This is a genomic window from Streptomyces sp. NPDC058086, assembly GCF_042885015.1.
GTDB lineage: Bacteria > Actinomycetota > Actinomycetes > Streptomycetales > Streptomycetaceae > Streptomyces.
In genome coordinates, this window is record NZ_JBHVST010000030.1 from 16,512 (window position 1) to 33,528 (window position 17,017).

Consider the following 17,017-nt stretch of genomic DNA (forward strand, 5'->3'; position numbering starts at 1 on the left):
TCCCATGGATGCCGGGGCGCACCGGGCTCCGGACGTCGTTCCGCCCAGAGCCTGTCCGGCGGAGTGTCAGACGAACTCCCTCGGGGCGGGCCTTGGCTTCCCGCGGTTGCGCGTCGCAGTCGTCCGCCGACCCGCCATCAGCAGTGCCGTGCCCAACAGCAGCCCCAGCGTGGGCAGGACGGGGAACCGGCCGTCGGGTGCGAAGCCCCGGGTGGCGAAGCGGGCCAGGGCGGTGACGCTCGCCGCAAGGCCGAGCCAGGGCAGCCACAGACGGGGCGAGCCGGGATCCGGGCGAGTCCGTTCGTGGAGGAGGGCCAGCCCGCGCTCCAGTGGACGCAGCGCCCGCACGACACCGGTCAGGACGGCGCCGAGCACGAGCAGCCACGGCAATCGGAGTCCCCACCAGGCCGCGGACCCGAGGGTGGGTTCGGGCGCGAGGCCGGTCAGATAGAACGCGGCGGCGACGATCAGCACCGGCAGCATGTGCCACAAATACAGCGTCATGCTGGCACCGCCCACGGGGCGCACCGCCCGCCACACCCGCTCGCGGTCCAGCAGTCGTCGTACCGCGGGCGCGGCCAGCAGGCACAGACCGACCTGGGCCACAGCCCACGCCAGCATCGCCGCCGACGGCGGATCGGTGTTGCTGGGGGTCTGCCCGGTCACCAGGATCAGACTGACCGGGAACGGCCCGAGGGTGATCAGCGCGGCGAAGGCCGCTGCGCCGCCCGCCGCCAGCGCGGCCGGGAGCGGCCGACGCTCCGTCAGCAGGCCGTCCCGCCAGCAGAAACCCAGTTGGTAGGCCACGCCCCAGACGATCACGTAGTCGAGCAGTCCGACGTACGGCGTGTGCACCGACACCACCAGGGTGTCGGCCAGGAGGGCGACCGCGCCCATCGCCACCGGGACGAGGAGCCCCCAGCGCCGGTGCGCCGCGTGCAGCGGCGGGGTCAGTGCGCTGAGCAGCAGATACACCGGAAGGAACCAGAACTGCATCGCCATCGCCCAGCCCACCAGCTCAAGGGTGTTCGGGTCCACGCCGACCGTCGAGCAGATCCCTACGGCGGTCAGCACAAGACAGCTGTACACGGCGGCCGGAAGCAGCAGCCGCAGCGCCCGCGCTCCGACCCATCCGGCGGCCGTACCGCCCGCCGCCCGGGCCCGTGTCCAACTGCCGCCCGCCGCATGGCCCCCGGCGAGGAAGAACAGCGGCATGATCTGAAACCCCAGCGTCAGCCACTGGGTCCAGGGCACGGTCGCCAGCAGTTCCGGCGCGCGGATCTCTCCGTCCGGTTCCCGGACCAGGGCGGTGATCAGCCAGTGGCCGAGCACCACCAGGCCGATCGCCCACGCACGCAGGAAGTCGACATAGCGGTCTCTGCTCATGGGCTGTCATGCTGCCGCAGTGCCGCCGCCGGCCGCCGTGGGAAGTCCGGGCCGCAACCAATTCGTGCCCGGTACGACATCCCCCGCAGGCAGGAGTCCGGCAGGGATGCGGTCAAGGGCCGGTCAGTGGTCCGGGCCATGGTCGGCCCCTGCCCGCGTTGTCCTCGCCCTGCTCGCCGTCCTTCCGCGGCCCAGGGACAGCCCCTCCCCGCCCCGTCCGACTGACGCGGCACCCCGCCGTCCCCGCCGTCGGCTCAGCGTCCGAAGTCGCTTTGTGAGACTTGCGGGCGGCGGCGCGACCCGCTCGGGACGCGGGCTCACCCGAACGCGCGTACGTGTCGGCGGGGCATCGGTGGCCGGGCGTGGTGAGGTGATGCGGGCGGCGGGAACCGGGCCGGGCTCGCCGGCTCGCCGCCGGTCTGTTCCTTGTCGAGATGGGGAGCGTTCATGTACGGCGTACTCGGATCCGTTGCCGTGGCGGCCGGTGCCGCCTGTGTGCTGCTGGGTCCGGCGATGGCCCCGGCCGACTCCGGGGCCGTGTCGGTGGTCGCGCCTCATCCCGCGCGGGTGGCCGAGGACGTACGAGGCGGGGGAGACGGCACCCTCATCACCCGCCTGCACACACCTCCTACCGGCACGTCGATCGCCTCACCCGCGCGCGACACCCTCTTCGCCTGCAAAGGGGGGATCCTCACTCGGCCCGACCGCCCGTGGATCGACGCGCACGGTGTGATCGACGTACTCAAGCGCCCGTTCGTGTCGGGGACCACGAGCTGGCAGAAGTACCTGAAAGTGACGACGACCGCGACCGGGAGGCGCTTCAAGGGCAACGGGCTCCCGGACCATCCCACCGGGCGCTTCCCCGTCCGGAAGGGCACCCCCGCCTACAAGTACTACGCGGAGATTCCCGCGCACGGGTACCCCAACGCCGCCGCGATCCCCATCAAGCCGTGGAACCTCGACGTGACCGTTCCGCGCGATCCGTCTGTCCAGGCACGGCCCACATGCATCGAACAGCTGACGACCGGGATGGCTCTGGCGGGCGGCACCTTCCACCTGGAGGTGGCCACCGACGCGGAGGACCGACCGGTCGACCCCAACGCGGCCCTGCCGCTGGACCGCTGCTGGGGCCATCCGTACGACACGCAGTACCACTACCACGGCCCCTCGCAGACCTGCTTCGGCAGCAAGCCTACGAGGGAGTCCGCGAACGCCCGTTCCTATTCCAGGCACTCACCGCTCGTGGGATACGCCATCGACGGATTCGGGATTTTCGGGCCGCGGGGCGAGGACGGAAAGATCGTCAGGAACAGGGATCTGGACGTCTGCCACGGTCACACGCACGCGATCATGTGGGACGGCAAGAAGGTCGTCATGTACCACTACCACCTCAACGGAGAGTATCCGTACTCCATCGGATGCTTCCGGGGGAAGCCGGTGACGGTGCCCGGGTCCGGGCACGGCGGGCACTAGAGCCTGTCCGGCGGAGCAGGTCGCAGGAAACGGGCGGTGCCTCATCGACGCGGAGCGTCGGCGACCGACGACAACGCGGCAGATGGGCGTGCCAAGCCCGGCGTCTGCGGCATGATCCGCCGGACAGGCCCTAGCCGCCGAGGCGGCCGAGCTGCGGGGACTGCTGACCCACCACGAGGGGACCTCGGGCAGCGCGTTGACAACCGTGCCGGTCACCACAACGAAGGACCGGGCCGTCGCCCAGGTGCGGGCGGATCCGGCCGCGAGGCCGGCCTCGGTGACCGATCCGGTGGTCCGGCCGGCCCAGTTCGGGCCGCCCGCCGTCGTACGCCCCGACACCCACCCGGGAATGGGCTGATGCGGTGTGATGCTCTGCTGTGGAAGGACACGACGCGCCGGGGTGAGGAGCTGGTGGGCGAATGGCGGTGGACGCGGTGGACTCGGTTTCACGGACGCACGACCCGGTGGTCACCACTCCGTACGGAGCGGTGCGCGGCCGGTACGAGGACGGGATCGCCGTCTTCCGCGGCATCCCCTACGCGGCCCCGCCGTTCGGCGCCCGCCGCTTCCGGCCACCCGTCCCGCCCGGGCCCTGGGACGGTGTGCGCGACGCGGGGGAGTTCGGGCCGACGCCGCCCAAGCCGCCCTACTCCGAGGCGTTCGCACGACTCCTCGCCGACCCCGTGGTCCTCGGCGACGACTGCCTCAACCTGAACGTCTGGACACCGGAACCCGGCCCAGGCGCCCGGCTGCCCGTCATGGTGTGGATCCACGGCGGCGCCCTGACCCGCGGCTCGTCGGCCGTGCCCGTCTACGACGGCCACGCCTTCGCCCGGGACGGTGTCGTCCTCGTCTCGATCAACTACCGGCTGGGTGTGGAGGGTTACGGCCTCTTCCCGGACGCGCCGCCCAACGCCGGGCTGCGCGACCAGCTCGCCGCGCTGGAGTGGGTGCGGGAGTCGATCGCTCGGTTCGGCGGCGATCCGGACCGGGTGACCGTGTTCGGTGAGTCGGCCGGGGCCATCAGCATCGGGGCGCTGCTGGCGAGCCCGCGCGCCCAGGGGCTGTTCCGGCGGGCCGTCCTGCAGAGCGGACCGCCAGAGGCGAGTGAGCGCGACAAGGTACGGCGCATGGTGCGCAGGATGGCCACCCGGCTGAAGGTCCCGGCGACGGCACGGGCGTTCGCCGCCGTGGACCGCGCCCTGCTGTTGCGCACCCAGGCCGACGTGGCCAGGCTCAGCAGCCCGGTCCTCGGCGGCCCCGCCTTCGGGATCGTCGTCGACGGCGACCTCGTCCCGCGCGACCCGATGGAGGCACTCGTCGCAGGCGGCGCGGGCGGCGCGCCCGACGTCGAACTGCTGCTGGGCTGGACCAGCGAGGAGTACCGGCTGTGGATGGCCCCGGGAGGTCTGCTGGAGCGTGTCGACCGGCTCGGTCCCGTCGCCCTGGCCGGCGCCATGGCCCGCTGCCGCTGCGGCCACGAGGTGCCCCGCGGCTATCGCGCGATCCATCCGGGGGCGGGCACCGCGGACCTCGTCGGGCAGATGGTCACCGACCATCTGCTGCGGGTGCCGCTGCACCGGCTCGCCGACGCCCGTCCGCCGCGGACACCCGCGTACGTCTACGAGTTCGCCTGGCCCTCCAACGTGCCGGGCCTCGGCGCCTGCCACGCCCTGGAGCTCGGCTTCGTCTTCGACACCGTGAAGGTGCCCCAGGCGGCGCAGCTCGCGGGCCCGGGCGCCCCGCAGGAACTGGCCGACGCGATGCACGCGGCGTGGGTGCGGTTCGCGGTCGAGGGCGACCCGGGCTGGCAGGCCTGGGACGCCTCGCATCCGGTCCGGATCTTCGGCGCGGGCGCACCGCACACCGTACTCGGACCGCGCGACCGTGAACTGGCGCTGTGGGAAGCCGAGTCGGGGCGGCCCGGCGCCCCGCTCAGCTCCCCGGAGTCCACCCCCTCGCCCCGCCCGCGCCGACCTCGCCGGGTCATGGCCGTCAGGCCGAGCTCGTGGCCACCTCTTCCGCCGAGAGCCGGGGGCGGGCGATCGCGGCCCTGAGGCGCGCGGCGGCCGGGACCGGCTCGGCGGGCCGCCGCGTGTGCCAGTCGGTGAGCGCCTGATACGCGGCGGCGAGCAGCTGATCACCGCCCAGGCGTCAGCACCCGCTCACCGCACGGGTGCCGGCACCCGCTCACCGCACCGGCGTCAGCGCCCGGGTGATCCCCGTGATCGCTCGCGGTCCCACCCGGCAGCACCCCCCGATCAGCCGCGCCCCGCCCCGCCGCCAGCCGGTCACCTGCTCGGCCGTGAAGGTCGAGAGCCCGTTCCAGGCCCGCGTCTCGGCGTCCCAGACCTCGCCGCTGTTCGGGTACACCACCACCGGCTTCCCGGTCACCCGCGCCGCCGTCTCCACCGCGCCGTCCACATCCTCGGGGGCGCAGCAGTTCACGCCGACCGCGATGATCTCGTCCGCTTCGGCGGCCAGGGCGAAGGCCTCCTCCAGGGGCTGCCCGGCCCGCGTACGGTCCCCGGCGACGGTGTACGACAGCCACGCCGGTACGGCCAGCCCGCGTACCGCCCGCAGCAGCGCCTCGGCCTCGTCGGCGTCGGGCACGGTCTCCAGGGCCAGTACGTCGGGCGCGGCGGCGGCCAGCACCTCCAGGCGCGGGCGGTGGAACCGCTCCAGCTCGGCGACGCTCAGCCCGTACCGGCCCCGGTACTCCGAACCGTCCGCGAGCATCGCCCCGTACGGGCCGACCGAAGCGGCCACCCACAGCGGCCGGGTCGCACCCTTCGCGTGCGTGCGACGGGCCGCCTCCCGCGCCAGCTCCACGCTGAGGCCGAGGAGTTCGGCCGCCCGCCCGTGCGGGATGCCGCGCTTCGCGAAGCCCTCGAAGGTGGCCTGGTAGCTGGAGGTGATCGCCACGTCCGCGCCCGCCTCGAAGTACGCGAGGTGCGCCTCGGTGATCGCCTCGGGCCGCTCGGCGAGCAGCCGCGCCGACCACAGCTCGTCGCTGAGGTCGTGCCCGGCCGACTCCAGCTGGTTGGACATGCCGCCGTCCAGGACGACCGTTCCGGAGGCGAGGGCGTCGGCGAGGGAGGGGGAGGAAGCGCTGCGGGGGGTGTCGCTGGTCATGTCACGACGCTAGTCGATGGGGACGGCCGCGACCCGTTATGTCCATCTGATGAGTGGAACAGGCCCTGGCCTGGGGGAATGCGTGAAGTCGATCAACTCGACGCCGAAGGTGGTGAGATCCTCCGCGCCGAAGTGCGGGAGATCCTCGGGGCCCCGGCGGACCGGGCCGTTTTCGAACCCCTCGTCCACAACCTCAAGAACGGCGTCACCGGCGGCGTGTGGCGTGTCACGGTCGGTGATCGTTCCGGCGAGGCGGTCTTCTCCCGCAACCGCGTCCTGGACTCGCTGCGTGCCCTGGCGGACTGCCCCGACCTGCGGAGTCTGAGTCTGATCAGCTGCCCCCTGGCGCAGGACGTACCCGCCGCGGGAATCGAGACGCTCCGCCTGTCCGGCCTGGACTGGAAGGACCTGTCCCGCCTGGCCGGCCACAAGAGCCTCCGCGAACTCGACATCCGGGGCCTGTCCGAGCTGCGGGACCTCGGCGCGTTGACGGGACTGTCCGAACTCACGGAGATCAACCTGGGCCACTGCCGCGACCTGGAGGACTGCCGCCCCCTGCTCGACATGCCGTCCCTGAAGCACGTCACCATGCCCTACCGCATGTGGTACAGCGAGTACCACGGAGATCCCGACCCCGTCATGACGGAACTCGCGCAACGCGGGGTGACCGTCGTCCACCCATGACTCACCGGGAGGCCGCGTGCCGCCGTCCGCCGCGCCGCCGTGACCGCCCCCGCCGGACGATCGGCGCGGCGAGCGCGGCCAGAAGCGGTGCGAGCAGCAGCGGCCACCACGAGTTCGCGTTCTCGCTGTCGCCGACGGCGCTGGAGTTCTTCACGGACGCAAGCCCGGACGTGGAAGGGGACGGGGCCGCCACGGTCCGATGGTTCGACACGGCTTTCAGAGTGACGTCGTTGCCGTCGCCCCCGCGATAGCTGATCCGGTACGTCGTGTCGGCGAGCGCGAGCGTGGCGCCCTCGCGCAGGCCGGAGAAGGCGCCGGTCGTCCTCGCCCGGCCGGTGTGATCGAGCACCCTGATCTCGCGGGCGGGGCCGGTCCCGGCGGCCGACGGATCGAGGTCCCCGGCCAGCCGGACCGCGCCCGTCACCTTCAGGGGCTTGTCGCGCAGGACCAGCGTGCCCTTCGCGCCCTGCGTGTAGTCGCCGGTCACCGTGAGGGCGCCCGCGACCTCGCCGTCGTTGACGACCGCGCCCCGTACCGTGCCCTTGCCGCTGAGGGACGTGGACACCCGAAGTCCCGTCGTACGCACGTCCAGCCGCGCGCCCGCCGAGGTGAGCCGGATCGCCTTGCTGTGCGCGAGCGTGGCGCCGGAGGCGAGGGCGAGCGTGCCCTTGGTGATGGTCGTCGGGCCCGTGTACGACACCTCGCCGCCCGTCAGGGTCGTCGTCGCGGCGCCCGACTGGGTGAGCCCGCCGACGCCGCCAACACGGGACAGCGACACGGGAGTTGCGGCGTTGCGGACGATCAGCGTGCCGTCGTCGACGATCCGTCTGCGCTCGGTGCCGGTCATCAGCGAGCCGTCACCGCCCCGCGCGCCCGAGCCCAGCCGCAGCACGGCGCCCTTCTGGATGGTCGTCGACCCGTCGTAGTACTGCTGTGCCGCGAAGGTCACGTCGTTGCCGGGCGTCCCCTTGATCACGACGTCCCCGGCGCCGGGCGCGGCGAGGGTGTCGTGGTACCGGCCGCCGCCGATGGGCGCACCCAGGGTGACGGGACCGTCGTAGGCGAAGGTCAGCCGGGACCGGACGCCGCTCGCCATGTGCAGGTTGATATAGACGGTGTCCTTCGTCCCCGGCATGAAGATCTTGTGGGTGGTCCCGTCGCCCCACTGGACGTCCGCACCCTCGATGTTGGTGCCGCGCTTGTTCAACTGATGAAAAACAGGGCGCCAGTTGATGCCCGGGTCGCTCAACGACGGGTCGGTGTCGCCGCCCTGGTCGCTGTAGCCGTACTGGCCGGTGAGCACGACCTTGCTGCCGGGCCGCGAGTGGACGTTGACGTCGCTGCCGTACGCGCGCTGGTAGAAGTTCTGGCGCAGGGTGATCGTCTGGTACAGCGGGGTGTCGATGATCCAGGAGCCCTGGTTGAGGATGGCGCGGGCGTTCGGGAGCGCCACCGGGTACTCGGGGCGGCCCACCGCCATGCCGGTGCCGTTGTCGATCACTCCGGAGAAGGGGTGGGTGCCCGCCAGGTCGAGGGTGCCCCACATGTTGCGCGGCTGGGTGACCAGGCCCGAGCCGCTGATGGTGCCGATGTTGAAGGTGCGGGTGAGGGAGAGGCGCAGAGTGCCGTCGACGCGCACGTTGAGCTGGTTCAGCTGGTAGCCGGGCGTGTTGTAGGGGAAGTGGCCGATCAGACCGGTGCCGCCGCCGGTGCCGTACTGGAGGGTGGTGTCCCGCTCGACGGTGATCGCGGGCGGGTCGGGGTTGCTCACGGTGGTGTACGGGTGGTTGCCGCCCTGGGTGGTCACCTTCTGCCGCTGCCGGGCCGCCGGGAGCGTGAAGTCACTGTCCTTGGTGAGGATCAGGGTGCCGCCGCCGCGCACGGTGAGGGTGCCCTGGCCGCGGAACACCCCGTCGTACGTCGTCGTGCCGGACGGCACGGTGACCACCGTGTCGCCGGTGAGCGTGACATCCCGGTCCGCGAGGACGTCGGCGGTGGCGTCACGGCCGCCGGCGGCCGAGGCCGCCGCGCGAACGGAGCCAAAAGAGGGAGACGCGGTGGCCAGGAAGGCGACGGTCGCGAGGGCGCCAACGGCGGCTGCTGTCTTGTGGGTATGGCTGCGCACGTCATCGGAGACGTACGCGGGCCGCGGCGATAACAGAAATCTCGCGTCCATCTTTGTCACGCGCGACCCGTTGACCTTCCCGTAACACACCCTTACCTTTTCGGCGTTCGTAATGACAGATGCCGTACGAAATCTCGAACCCCCTCCGAGAGGCGTCAGATGAGACGTGTGTACGCAATCCTTGTCGCCCTGTGCTGTGCGGTCGCCGCAGCACTGGCGACCGCCGGACCGGCCCAGGCGGCGGCCCAGACCATCACCAACGGCACGCAGTTCAGCGACACTTCGGGCAACGCCGTGCACGCGCACGGCGGCGGGGTGATCAAGGTCGGCAGCTACTACTACTGGTTCGGCGAGGACCGCAACGCCGACAACACCTTCAAGTACGTGGACGCCTACCGCTCCACCGACCTGAAGAACTGGGAGTTGCGGGGCCACGTCCTGACCCAGTCCAGCGCCTCCGAGCTGGGCACCGCCTACATCGAGCGGCCGAAGGTCATCTACAACGCGTCCACCGGCAAGTTCGTGATGTGGATGCACAAGGAGAACGGCGTCGACTACAGCGAGGCGCGCGCCGCCGTCGCCGTCTCGGACACGGTCGACGGGAACTACACCTACCAGGGCAGCTTCCAGCCGCTCGGCCAGTACATGTCCCGTGACATCACGACCTTCGTCGACACTGACGGCACCGGCTACATGGTGTCGGCGGCCCGCGAGAACTACGACCTCCAGATCTACAAGCTCACCGCCGACTACACGGGCATCGACAGCCTGGTCGCCAACCCGTGGGTGGGCGGCCACCGCGAGGCACCGGCGCTGTTCAAGCGGGGCGGCGTCTACTTCATGCTGACCTCGGCAGCCACCGGCTGGAACGCCAACCAGCAGCAGTACGCCACCGCGACCAGCATCGCCGGCCCCTGGACCGCGATGGCCAACGTCGGCGACTCGACGACGTACAACTCGCAGACCGCGTACGTCCTTCCGGTGCAGGGGACTTCGGGTACCTCGTACCTCTACATGGGCGACCGCTGGGGCAACTCCTTCGGCGGCACCGTCAACGACTCGCGCTACGTCTGGCTGCCGTTGACCTTCCCGACCTCCACCTCGATGTCCATGTCCTGGTACCCGGAGGTCTCGGTCGACACCACCGCCGGCACGATCAACGGGACGAGCGCCACATACAACACCCTCGTCGGCCGGTCCAGCGCCAAGTGCGCGGACGTCCCCAGCCAGTCGCTGTGGCAGGGCGTCGCGATCAGCCAGTACACCTGCAACAGCGGCAACAACCAGAAATGGTGGTTCAAGGACCTGGGCACCGGCTACTACGAACTCATGGGCCGGGGCAGCTCCCTGTGCCTCCAGGAGAACTCCGCCACTGTCACCCAGGAGAACTGCACCGGCGCCACCGCCCAGCAGTGGAGCCTGACCACGTCCGGCAGCTATGTGCTCGTCAAGGCCCGGGCGAGCGGCGAGTGCCTGGACGTGTCCGGCGCGTCCACCGCCAACTCCGCCGCGATCATCACGTACACCTGCAACGGAGGTACCAACCAGCAGTGGACGCGTGGAACATGACGTCAGGTCAGTAGGTCAACGGCGTCGACGGAAGTGCCGGCGCTGAGGAAGGACGTCGACCCCGAACCGCTCGCCACGTAGATCTTCAGCGTGTTGTACGCACTCGTGTCCGTCAGCCAGGCGGACGCGGGAACGCTGTAGCTGAACGTGTAGTTGTTGCCCCGGTACGAGCCCACGGTCAGCGACCGGGTGCTCGGCTGGGTGGGCGGCGAGGGGACGGCCGAGGTCCAGGTGTCGTTGACCACGATCTGCGGGCGGCCGTTCGCGTAGGCCGTGGTCACGCCGATGCGCAGGGTGTGCGCGGCGGCGGCCTGGGCGGCGGTCAGCTTGAAGTACACGATGATGCCGCTGTTCACGTCCTTCCACAGATAGCAGGGGAACGCCGAGGTCTCGCTGCCGCTGCCGACGACGACGTTGCCGGTCCAGGACGCGGCCCGTACGTCCGACGGATGCGCGTACGTCATCAGGTCCGCGTTCTTGAGCCCGCCCGGCGTGCCGTCCCAGGTGCCGATCCGCCAGATCGCGCTCGCGTTGGACGGGTCGTTGGAGGAGGGGATCGCGATGCTGTTCAGCGTCGTGGTCCCGCCCGCCGTGACCGTCACCGACGTGGTGTACACGGCGAGTTCGCCCTTGAAGACCGTGAGGGTGTACGACCCCGGCAGCACGCCTGTGATCGAGAAGTAGCCGTCCGAGGCCCGCGCCGAACCCCAGTACTGTGCGGCCGAGTTGGCGAGCCCGACCGTGTACGCGTACGCCGTGTCGCGCCCCGAGATGCCCACGCCCGCGACCCGGCCCCGGCCGCTCGCGGCCGTGTACCCGGAGATGCCGAGCGAGTCTGCCCAGGAGGTGGTGAGATTCCCCGCGTACAGCGAGGAGGAGGGCGCGCCGCCGTCCGTGAAGGCGATGACGTACGGACCCTGGAGGCCGAAGCGCTCCGACTCGGTCTGGTTCTCGCCGTAGTACAGGATCTCGTACAGCCCGCCGCCGTCCGCGCTCTGGTGCCGCAGCAGGGAGCGGTAGAACGGACCGCCGGAGGCCTTTTCGTGGTTGCTGCGCACGATCCACAGGCCGACGCTTCCGGTGGTCCAGCCGATGTGGTTGTAGTCGATGACGCGGAGCTTCGAGTAGTGCTTCGAGCGGGTCTGGCCGTCGGACTTCGCGAAGACGTCCGCGGACTCGATGGTGGTGGGCGCGTACGTGTAGGAGTCCGGCTCGTCGTTGAGGAACAGGCCCGCCTTGACGCGCACGATGTAACGGGTCGCGCTGACCGAGGTGTCGGCCTTGTTGGTCCACAGATAGACGTTGTTCTCGCCGCTGCGGGCCGCGTAGTAGTGCTTGAGCGTGCCGTACGCGACGGAGACGAGGATCGTCGAACCGGACTGCGCGATGGTCACGGTGGAGGTGCCGAGGCCGGACTCGACATGCGAGTTCTTGCCGCCGTAGCCCTGGTACTCGGTGCCGCGGTAGACGAGCGAGGTCAGGTCGCCGTTGGTCTTGCTGACCTTGAAGACGAGGTTCGCGCCGGTGTCGACGACGTAGTTCGAGCCGTCGTCCGTGTAGCCGAAGCTCGCGGCGGCGGCCGTCCGGGTGAGGGCCGTCGCGCTCACGGCCGCCGCGGTCGTGCCGAGGACGAAGGTGCGGCGTCCGAGGGATCTGTCGGTGGATCCGGACATGGGGGTGCCTCCTTCGGAGGTGGGGGTGTGCGGGTGTCCGGAAGACTGACAGTTGAATCGATTTCGCGAAAGGGCTTTCACTGCTTGGGAGTTGGCAATCATGTGAAAACGCGTCGAGTACTAGAAAGCGCTTGCGGAGAGCGGTACGGTCCTGCCGCCAGGTCTTGTCGTCCTGTTGGAGGAGCCGCAATGAGACGTTTCAGTACTGCCCTGCTGGCGGCCCTGACCGCAGCCACCGCGCTGTCGGTCACGCCCGCTCAGGCGCACGCAGGGCCCCGCGCCCTTGGCCTGGAGAACTGCACCGCGACCGCCTGCCACTTCGACGTCGCGCCCGGCACGTACGACGTGCGCGTACGGCTCGGCGGGGAGGCCGCGGCGAGCACGAGCGTCAGCGGTGAGACGCGCCGCGCGCTGCTGCCCGAGACCGCCACGGCGGCCGGGAAGCCCGTGACGCGCAGCTTCACGGTGAACGTCCGCACCCCCGAGGGCGAGCCGACCGGCCCCGACGGCACCCCCGGCCTGGACCTGGTGCTCGGTGGCTCCGCGCCCGCGCTCGCCGACATCAAGGTGACCCCGGCCGTCCCTCACACCCGTCAGATCTTCCTGGTCGGCGACTCCACGGTCTGCGACCAGCCCGGCGACCCCTACTCCGGCTGGGGCCAGCAGCTGCCCCAGTACCTCCGCAAGGGCGTCTCGGTCGCCAACTACGCGGACTCCGGGGAGAGTACGGTCACCTACCTCGAGAACCCCGCGCTCTTCCCGACCGTCCAGCCGCTCATCCGGCGCCACGACCTGGTCCTCATCCAGCTCGCCCACAACGACAAGACGACGGACGAGCCTACGTACCGCGCGAACCTGGAGACCCTCGTCGCCGGGGTCCGCGCGCGGGGCGGCGACCCGGTCCTGGTCACCCCCATCGTCCGCCGCTGGTTCAACGCGGACGGCACCCTGAACAACGACACCGCGCTGCTGGTCAACGGCCTCGGTGTGAACCACCCGGCCGTCATCCGCTCGGTCGCCGCCGCCGAGCACGTGCCCCTCATCGACCTGACGGCCAGGACCAAGGCCCTCGTCGAGTCGCTGGGCGTCGAGGGCTCCAAGGCCATCTACCTCTACAACGAGAAGCGGGACAACACGCACACCTCCGTGCACGGCGCCACGGTCTACGCGGGCCTCGTCCGCGACGAACTCCTCGCCCAGCATCTGGTGCCGGAGCGTCAGGTGAGGGTGGGATGAACTCCTGGGGCGTCCCGTCCGGAACCGGGGCGCCCCAGGTACCACCCGACCGAGCCGCCGAACCACGGAGCGCCACTGATGCCCGACGAGGACCGCACCCTCAGCCCGTACACCGGCTACACCCGCGCCCACTGGGAGGCGGCGGCCGACTCCCTGCTCGCCGCGGTCGCCCCGTACGCGACCGAGAACGGCGCCCTCTACCACCTCCCCGGCGAGCACACGAGCTGGTCGGGCCGGCTCTCCGACGGTCTGGAGGGCTACGCCCGCACCCTGCTCCTGGCCGCCTTCCGCCGCGACGAGAAGGCCCTGGAGCGGTACGCCGACGGACTCGCCGCCGGTACGGCCGGTGTCTGGCCGCGCGTGGCGGACCGCAGCCAGCCCCTCGTCGAGGCCGCGTCGATCGCCCTCGCGCTGCGGCTCACCCGGCCGCTGCTGTGGGACCGCCTGGACGACGGTGTGCGGCAGCGGGCCGCGGCCTGGCTCGGCGACGCGCTCACGGCCGAACCCTGGGCCTGCAACTGGGAGTTGTTCCCGGTGACGGTCGGCGGCTTCCTGGCGGAGATCGGCCACGAGCCCGAGGCGTCGCGGGCCGCGATCGACCGGGGCCTGGAGCGGATCGAGGAGTGGTACGTCGGCGACGGCTGGTACACCGACGGCCCCGGCCGCGCCTTCGACTACTACAACGGGTGGGCGATGCACCTGTACCCGGTGCTGCACGCGTGGATCGCGGACGACACCCGCCTCCTCGACCTGTACGGCGGCCGGCTCTCCCGCCATCTCGCCGACTACGCCCGGCTGTTCGGCGGCGACGGCGCCCCGATGCGCCAGGGCCGCTCCCTCACCTACCGCTTCGCGACGACCGCCCCGCTCTGGCTCGGCGCCCTCACCGGGCGTACGCCGCTGTCGCCGGGCGAGACCCGACGCCTGGCGTCCGGCGCGCTGCGCCACTTCCTCGACCGGGGCGCGGTCGACGACCGCGGTCTGCTCACCCTCGGCTGGCACGGCCCCGACGAGACGGTCCTCCAGGGCTATTCGGGCCCGGCTTCCCCGTACTGGGCGAGCAAGGCCTTCGTCGGCCTGCTCCTCCCACCGGACCACGAGGTGTGGACGGCGCTGGAGGAGCCGGGCCCGACCGACCGCGCCGACGCCGTCACCTCGGTCGGACCGCCCAACTGGCTGCTCCAGAGCACGACTTCGGACGGCCTGGTCCGACTCCACAACCACGGCAGCGAGGACGTCCGCTACGACCCCTACTACACGCGGCTCGCGTACTCGACCGCGACCGCGCCCTCGGCGTCGTACGACAACAGCGTGATCGTCGGCGACGATGCGAGCCGGACGGACATCGAACCACTGGGCGCGGGGGACGGCTGGGTGGCGTCCCGGCACACGGCGGGTGGGGGAGCGCGGGTGGTGAACCTGCTCGTCGCGCGAGGAGCGGTGGAGGTGCGGGCCCACCTGGTGGCGGGAGCGGCCCCGGGAACGCCGGTACGCGTCACGGGATGGCCCGAGGACGACGGCGCGCACGCCGAACTCCTCCCCGTGCACAACCTGCTGGACTCCGCCGGTGTCACGGGACCCGGCGCCACCCTCTTCGTCGCCCTCGCCCGGCTCACCGGCGAGCCGGACCCCCTGCCCCTCACGGAATCGGTGTCCGTGGCCGTGGAGGGGGCGGGGGAGGAGCAGGGGGAGTACGACGTCCGCGTGAGCTGGCCCTCGGGCCCCTCGACGTGCTTCCGGTTCAGGGCTTCAGACGGGCGATCTTCAGCGTCGTCGTGGTCGGTGAAGCCCCGGTGAGGGCGCTCGCGTAGGACGGGGTGACGGGGGCGTACGCCCACGTCAAGGTGCCGTCCTTCAGCGTCGCTATGTCACCGGAGATCCGGGCCTGGACGACCTTGTCCGCCGTCTTGAAGGCGCCGTTCCAGTCGATCAGGCGCAGATGGGTGCCGGTGAAGGTGCCCGTGCAGGTGCCGGCCGAACACTTGGCGTTCTTCAGGGACTCCCAGGAGACGAGGAGCCGGTCCTTGCCGTACGGGGCGATGTGGACGTTGACGTTCTCGGTGCCGGCGGCGCTGGTGAGGTGGACCGGCTTGCCCGCAGGCGTGTTGCGGTTCTTGAGGAAGGCGACGGTCACCTGGTGGGTCGACGTCTTCGGCTTCACCGTCCAGCCGCGCCCGCTCGCGTCGGCCGGGTTCTTGGCCGCGGAGGCGGCGCCCCGGGAGGCGAAGGCGGTGGCGTACCGGCCCGTCGAGGACTTCACCAGGTCGCCGGTGCGGCCCGCGAACGTGCCGCCGCAGTAGCCCGCCCAGCACTGTTCGCGCTGCACGGCGGGCGCGTTGTCGGGAGCGCCGATGCCCGTAGAGACGAAGAGGCCCGAGCGCCAGTCGTCGAAGCACAGGGAGGTGAACGCGCCGGTCGTCTCGGCGTGCAGCGCGATGCCCTCGTTGTGGCTGCACCCCCAGCTCCAGCCGCCCGTCAGCTTCGCGCCCTTGGCGCTGACATAGCTCAGCTTGTCGCCGAAGTGGCCGTCCGCGAAGCCGCCCGCGCCGTGCACGACGAAGTACGTGCCGTACTTGGTGCCGTTCCAGGTGAGCTGGCCGTCCAGCAGCGGTGCCGTGTCGTGCGAGGCGGTCCCCGTGAGCTTCGTACGGAAGGCCTGGGTGCCGTTCTTGTAGCGGATGAGGGCCGCCGCCGTCTCCTTCCACTTGTTGGTGTCAAAGACGCGGGTCAGCAGCGCGAAGCCGTCGTTGTGCGCGACCAGGCCGCCGACCTCCTTGGCGCCCTTGACGACCGTGTCGGCGCCGGAGCGCTTCCCGGCGGCCGTCAGCGGGGTGACGTGGACGCCGTCGGACGCGGGCCAGGCCACGCGGAGGGTGCCGTTCGGGGCGACGGCGGTCGTGGTGCGCGTCCACTCGCGGGTGTTGTTGTACCCCGCGGACAGGTACGGGAACTTGGCGGCCAGGTTCACCGTGGTGTTCGTGACGGCCGCGAGCTGCGGGGCGGCGGCCGTCGTGGTCGTCGTCGGCGTGGCGGTCGCGTACCAGGCACCGGCCAGGACGCCGACGGCCCCGAGTCCGGCCGCCAGCGGCTTACGGGCCACGTGGCGGCGGCGGTGCGATGTGGTGGGTCTTGCGTTGGTCATACCGGGTGGTCGCCGCCGCGCGGCGAAAGGTTGCCGCGTTTCCCGGCGCGCGGTCGGCGGATACGGTTCGGCGGGCGCCGAAGGATCGCGCGTCTAGCGTTCGCGGTATGGACAACTCCTCACCCCGGAACCCGGCCGAAGGCGTCGTCGCCATGGTGGACCACGTCCTCGGTCTGGCGGCGACCTGGACCGCCTGGGACGGCAGGCCCACCCATGTCGACGATCGTGTCTACACCCCGCACAAGGCGATCCGCCGTGTCGCCGACCATCTCCTGGACCACTTGGCCGAGCTGGAGGCCCGGCTCGTGGGGGAGGAGCCACTGCCCGACCACTGGCACGCGTCGGCGAGCACGACGGAGGCGGACCTCGCGTCCTTCACCCGCGAGGACCTGGACGAGGCGCGCAGTCGCCTGACCCGCCTCGCCCGTATCTGGGCGAACCGGCTCGACACGCTGACCGAGGACCAGCTCGACGACTCCCCGGGAGAGGGGTGGAGCTTCCGTCAACTGGCCGAACACCTCGGGGGATCGACGTACTACGCCGATGCTGTCGGCAAGCTGACGTGATCGCCCGCCGCTCCCGCACCGGAAGGCC

The 17,017-nt window shown here is 71.3% G+C and carries 13 protein-coding genes; 8 read left to right on the top strand and 5 right to left on the bottom strand.

All coding sequences use genetic code 11. The annotated features are described in order from the left end of the window. Positions 1–66: 66 nt before the first annotated feature. Complete coding sequence (locus ACFVWD_RS23725) at positions 67–1,386, bottom strand: acyltransferase (protein ID WP_389598747.1); 1,320 nt, start codon at positions 1,384–1,386, stop codon at positions 67–69. Positions 1,387–1,833: 447 nt separating this feature from the next. On the opposite strand from ACFVWD_RS23725, the gene ACFVWD_RS23730 reads away from it, so the two are divergent. The 3 genes from ACFVWD_RS23730 (at position 1,834) to ACFVWD_RS23740 (ending at position 4,916) form a co-directional block, all read left to right on the top strand. Continuing rightward, positions 1,834–2,859, top strand: coding sequence for a YHYH protein (locus ACFVWD_RS23730; RefSeq protein ID WP_389598749.1), 1,026 nt, complete (start codon positions 1,834–1,836; stop codon positions 2,857–2,859). A gap of 205 nt (positions 2,860–3,064) precedes the next feature. Further along, on the top strand, positions 3,065–3,217 hold the full coding sequence (locus ACFVWD_RS23735; protein ID WP_389598750.1) for a hypothetical protein: 153 nt from the start codon (positions 3,065–3,067) through the stop codon (positions 3,215–3,217). Between the two features lie 61 nt (positions 3,218–3,278). Further along, the gene (locus ACFVWD_RS23740; RefSeq protein ID WP_389598752.1) at positions 3,279–4,916 is read left to right on the top strand and encodes a carboxylesterase/lipase family protein; all 1,638 of its coding nucleotides are present in this window, start codon (positions 3,279–3,281) and stop codon (positions 4,914–4,916) included. A gap of 133 nt (positions 4,917–5,049) precedes the next feature. On the opposite strand, the gene mmuM is transcribed toward ACFVWD_RS23740, so the two are convergent. Then, on the bottom strand, positions 5,050–5,994 hold the full coding sequence (mmuM, locus tag ACFVWD_RS23745; protein ID WP_389598754.1) for a homocysteine S-methyltransferase: 945 nt from the start codon (positions 5,992–5,994) through the stop codon (positions 5,050–5,052). A 78-nt stretch (positions 5,995–6,072) separates the two neighbouring features. Between mmuM and ACFVWD_RS23750 the strand changes: the two genes are divergently transcribed. Next, positions 6,073–6,678, top strand: a complete 606-nt coding sequence (locus ACFVWD_RS23750; RefSeq protein ID WP_389598756.1) for a hypothetical protein — start codon at positions 6,073–6,075, stop codon at positions 6,676–6,678. Between the two features lies 1 nt (position 6,679). Here ACFVWD_RS23750 and ACFVWD_RS23755 read toward each other — a convergent pair whose 3' ends face one another. After that, on the bottom strand, positions 6,680–8,803 hold the full coding sequence (locus tag ACFVWD_RS23755; RefSeq protein WP_389598758.1) for an autotransporter: 2,124 nt from the start codon (positions 8,801–8,803) through the stop codon (positions 6,680–6,682). A gap of 159 nt (positions 8,804–8,962) precedes the next feature. Between ACFVWD_RS23755 and ACFVWD_RS23760 the strand changes: the two genes are divergently transcribed. Continuing rightward, entirely contained in the window at positions 8,963–10,372 is a 1,410-nt protein-coding gene (locus ACFVWD_RS23760; protein WP_389598760.1) for an RICIN domain-containing protein, read from the top strand. Between the two features lie 2 nt (positions 10,373–10,374). On the opposite strand, the gene ACFVWD_RS23765 is transcribed toward ACFVWD_RS23760, so the two are convergent. Further along, positions 10,375–12,045, bottom strand: a complete 1,671-nt coding sequence (locus ACFVWD_RS23765; RefSeq protein WP_389598761.1) for a rhamnogalacturonan lyase B N-terminal domain-containing protein — start codon at positions 12,043–12,045, stop codon at positions 10,375–10,377. Positions 12,046–12,234: 189 nt separating this feature from the next. Between ACFVWD_RS23765 and ACFVWD_RS23770 the strand changes: the two genes are divergently transcribed. Together ACFVWD_RS23770 and ACFVWD_RS23775 are read left to right on the top strand one after the other, a co-directional pair. Beyond that, positions 12,235–13,281: a rhamnogalacturonan acetylesterase gene (locus ACFVWD_RS23770; protein WP_389598763.1), complete on the top strand. Its 1,047-nt coding sequence runs from the start codon at positions 12,235–12,237 to the stop codon at positions 13,279–13,281. A gap of 78 nt (positions 13,282–13,359) precedes the next feature. Next, on the top strand, positions 13,360–15,078 hold the full coding sequence (locus ACFVWD_RS23775) for a DUF2264 domain-containing protein (protein WP_389598765.1): 1,719 nt from the start codon (positions 13,360–13,362) through the stop codon (positions 15,076–15,078). Here the strand turns inward: ACFVWD_RS23775 and ACFVWD_RS23780 are convergent. Continuing rightward, entirely contained in the window at positions 15,023–16,423 is a 1,401-nt protein-coding gene (locus tag ACFVWD_RS23780) for a hypothetical protein (protein WP_389598767.1), read from the bottom strand. The two genes, ACFVWD_RS23775 and ACFVWD_RS23780, sit on opposite strands and share 56 nt — an antisense overlap. Before the next feature lie 107 nt (positions 16,424–16,530). On the opposite strand from ACFVWD_RS23780, the gene ACFVWD_RS23785 reads away from it, so the two are divergent. Then, on the top strand, positions 16,531–16,989 hold the full coding sequence (locus ACFVWD_RS23785; protein ID WP_389598769.1) for a hypothetical protein: 459 nt from the start codon (positions 16,531–16,533) through the stop codon (positions 16,987–16,989). Positions 16,990–17,017: the final 28 nt, after the last annotated feature.

Bases quoted from the DNA above. Each gene is read 5' to 3' on its own strand.
- ACFVWD_RS23725 (WP_389598747.1), bottom strand. From the start codon at position 1,386: ATGAGCAGAGACCGCTATGTCGACTTCCTGCGTGCGTGGGCGATCGGC.
- ACFVWD_RS23730 (WP_389598749.1), top strand. From the start codon at position 1,834: ATGTACGGCGTACTCGGATCCGTTGCCGTGGCGGCCGGTGCCGCCTGT.
- ACFVWD_RS23740 (WP_389598752.1), top strand. From the start codon at position 3,279: ATGGCGGTGGACGCGGTGGACTCGGTTTCACGGACGCACGACCCGGTG.
- mmuM (WP_389598754.1), bottom strand. From the start codon at position 5,994: ATGACCAGCGACACCCCCCGCAGCGCTTCCTCCCCCTCCCTCGCCGAC.
- ACFVWD_RS23750 (WP_389598756.1), top strand. From the start codon at position 6,073: ATGCGTGAAGTCGATCAACTCGACGCCGAAGGTGGTGAGATCCTCCGC.
- ACFVWD_RS23760 (WP_389598760.1), top strand. From the start codon at position 8,963: ATGAGACGTGTGTACGCAATCCTTGTCGCCCTGTGCTGTGCGGTCGCC.
- ACFVWD_RS23765 (WP_389598761.1), bottom strand. From the start codon at position 12,045: ATGTCCGGATCCACCGACAGATCCCTCGGACGCCGCACCTTCGTCCTC.
- ACFVWD_RS23770 (WP_389598763.1), top strand. From the start codon at position 12,235: ATGAGACGTTTCAGTACTGCCCTGCTGGCGGCCCTGACCGCAGCCACC.
- ACFVWD_RS23775 (WP_389598765.1), top strand. From the start codon at position 13,360: ATGCCCGACGAGGACCGCACCCTCAGCCCGTACACCGGCTACACCCGC.
- ACFVWD_RS23780 (WP_389598767.1), bottom strand. From the start codon at position 16,423: ATGACCAACGCAAGACCCACCACATCGCACCGCCGCCGCCACGTGGCC.
- ACFVWD_RS23785 (WP_389598769.1), top strand. From the start codon at position 16,531: ATGGACAACTCCTCACCCCGGAACCCGGCCGAAGGCGTCGTCGCCATG.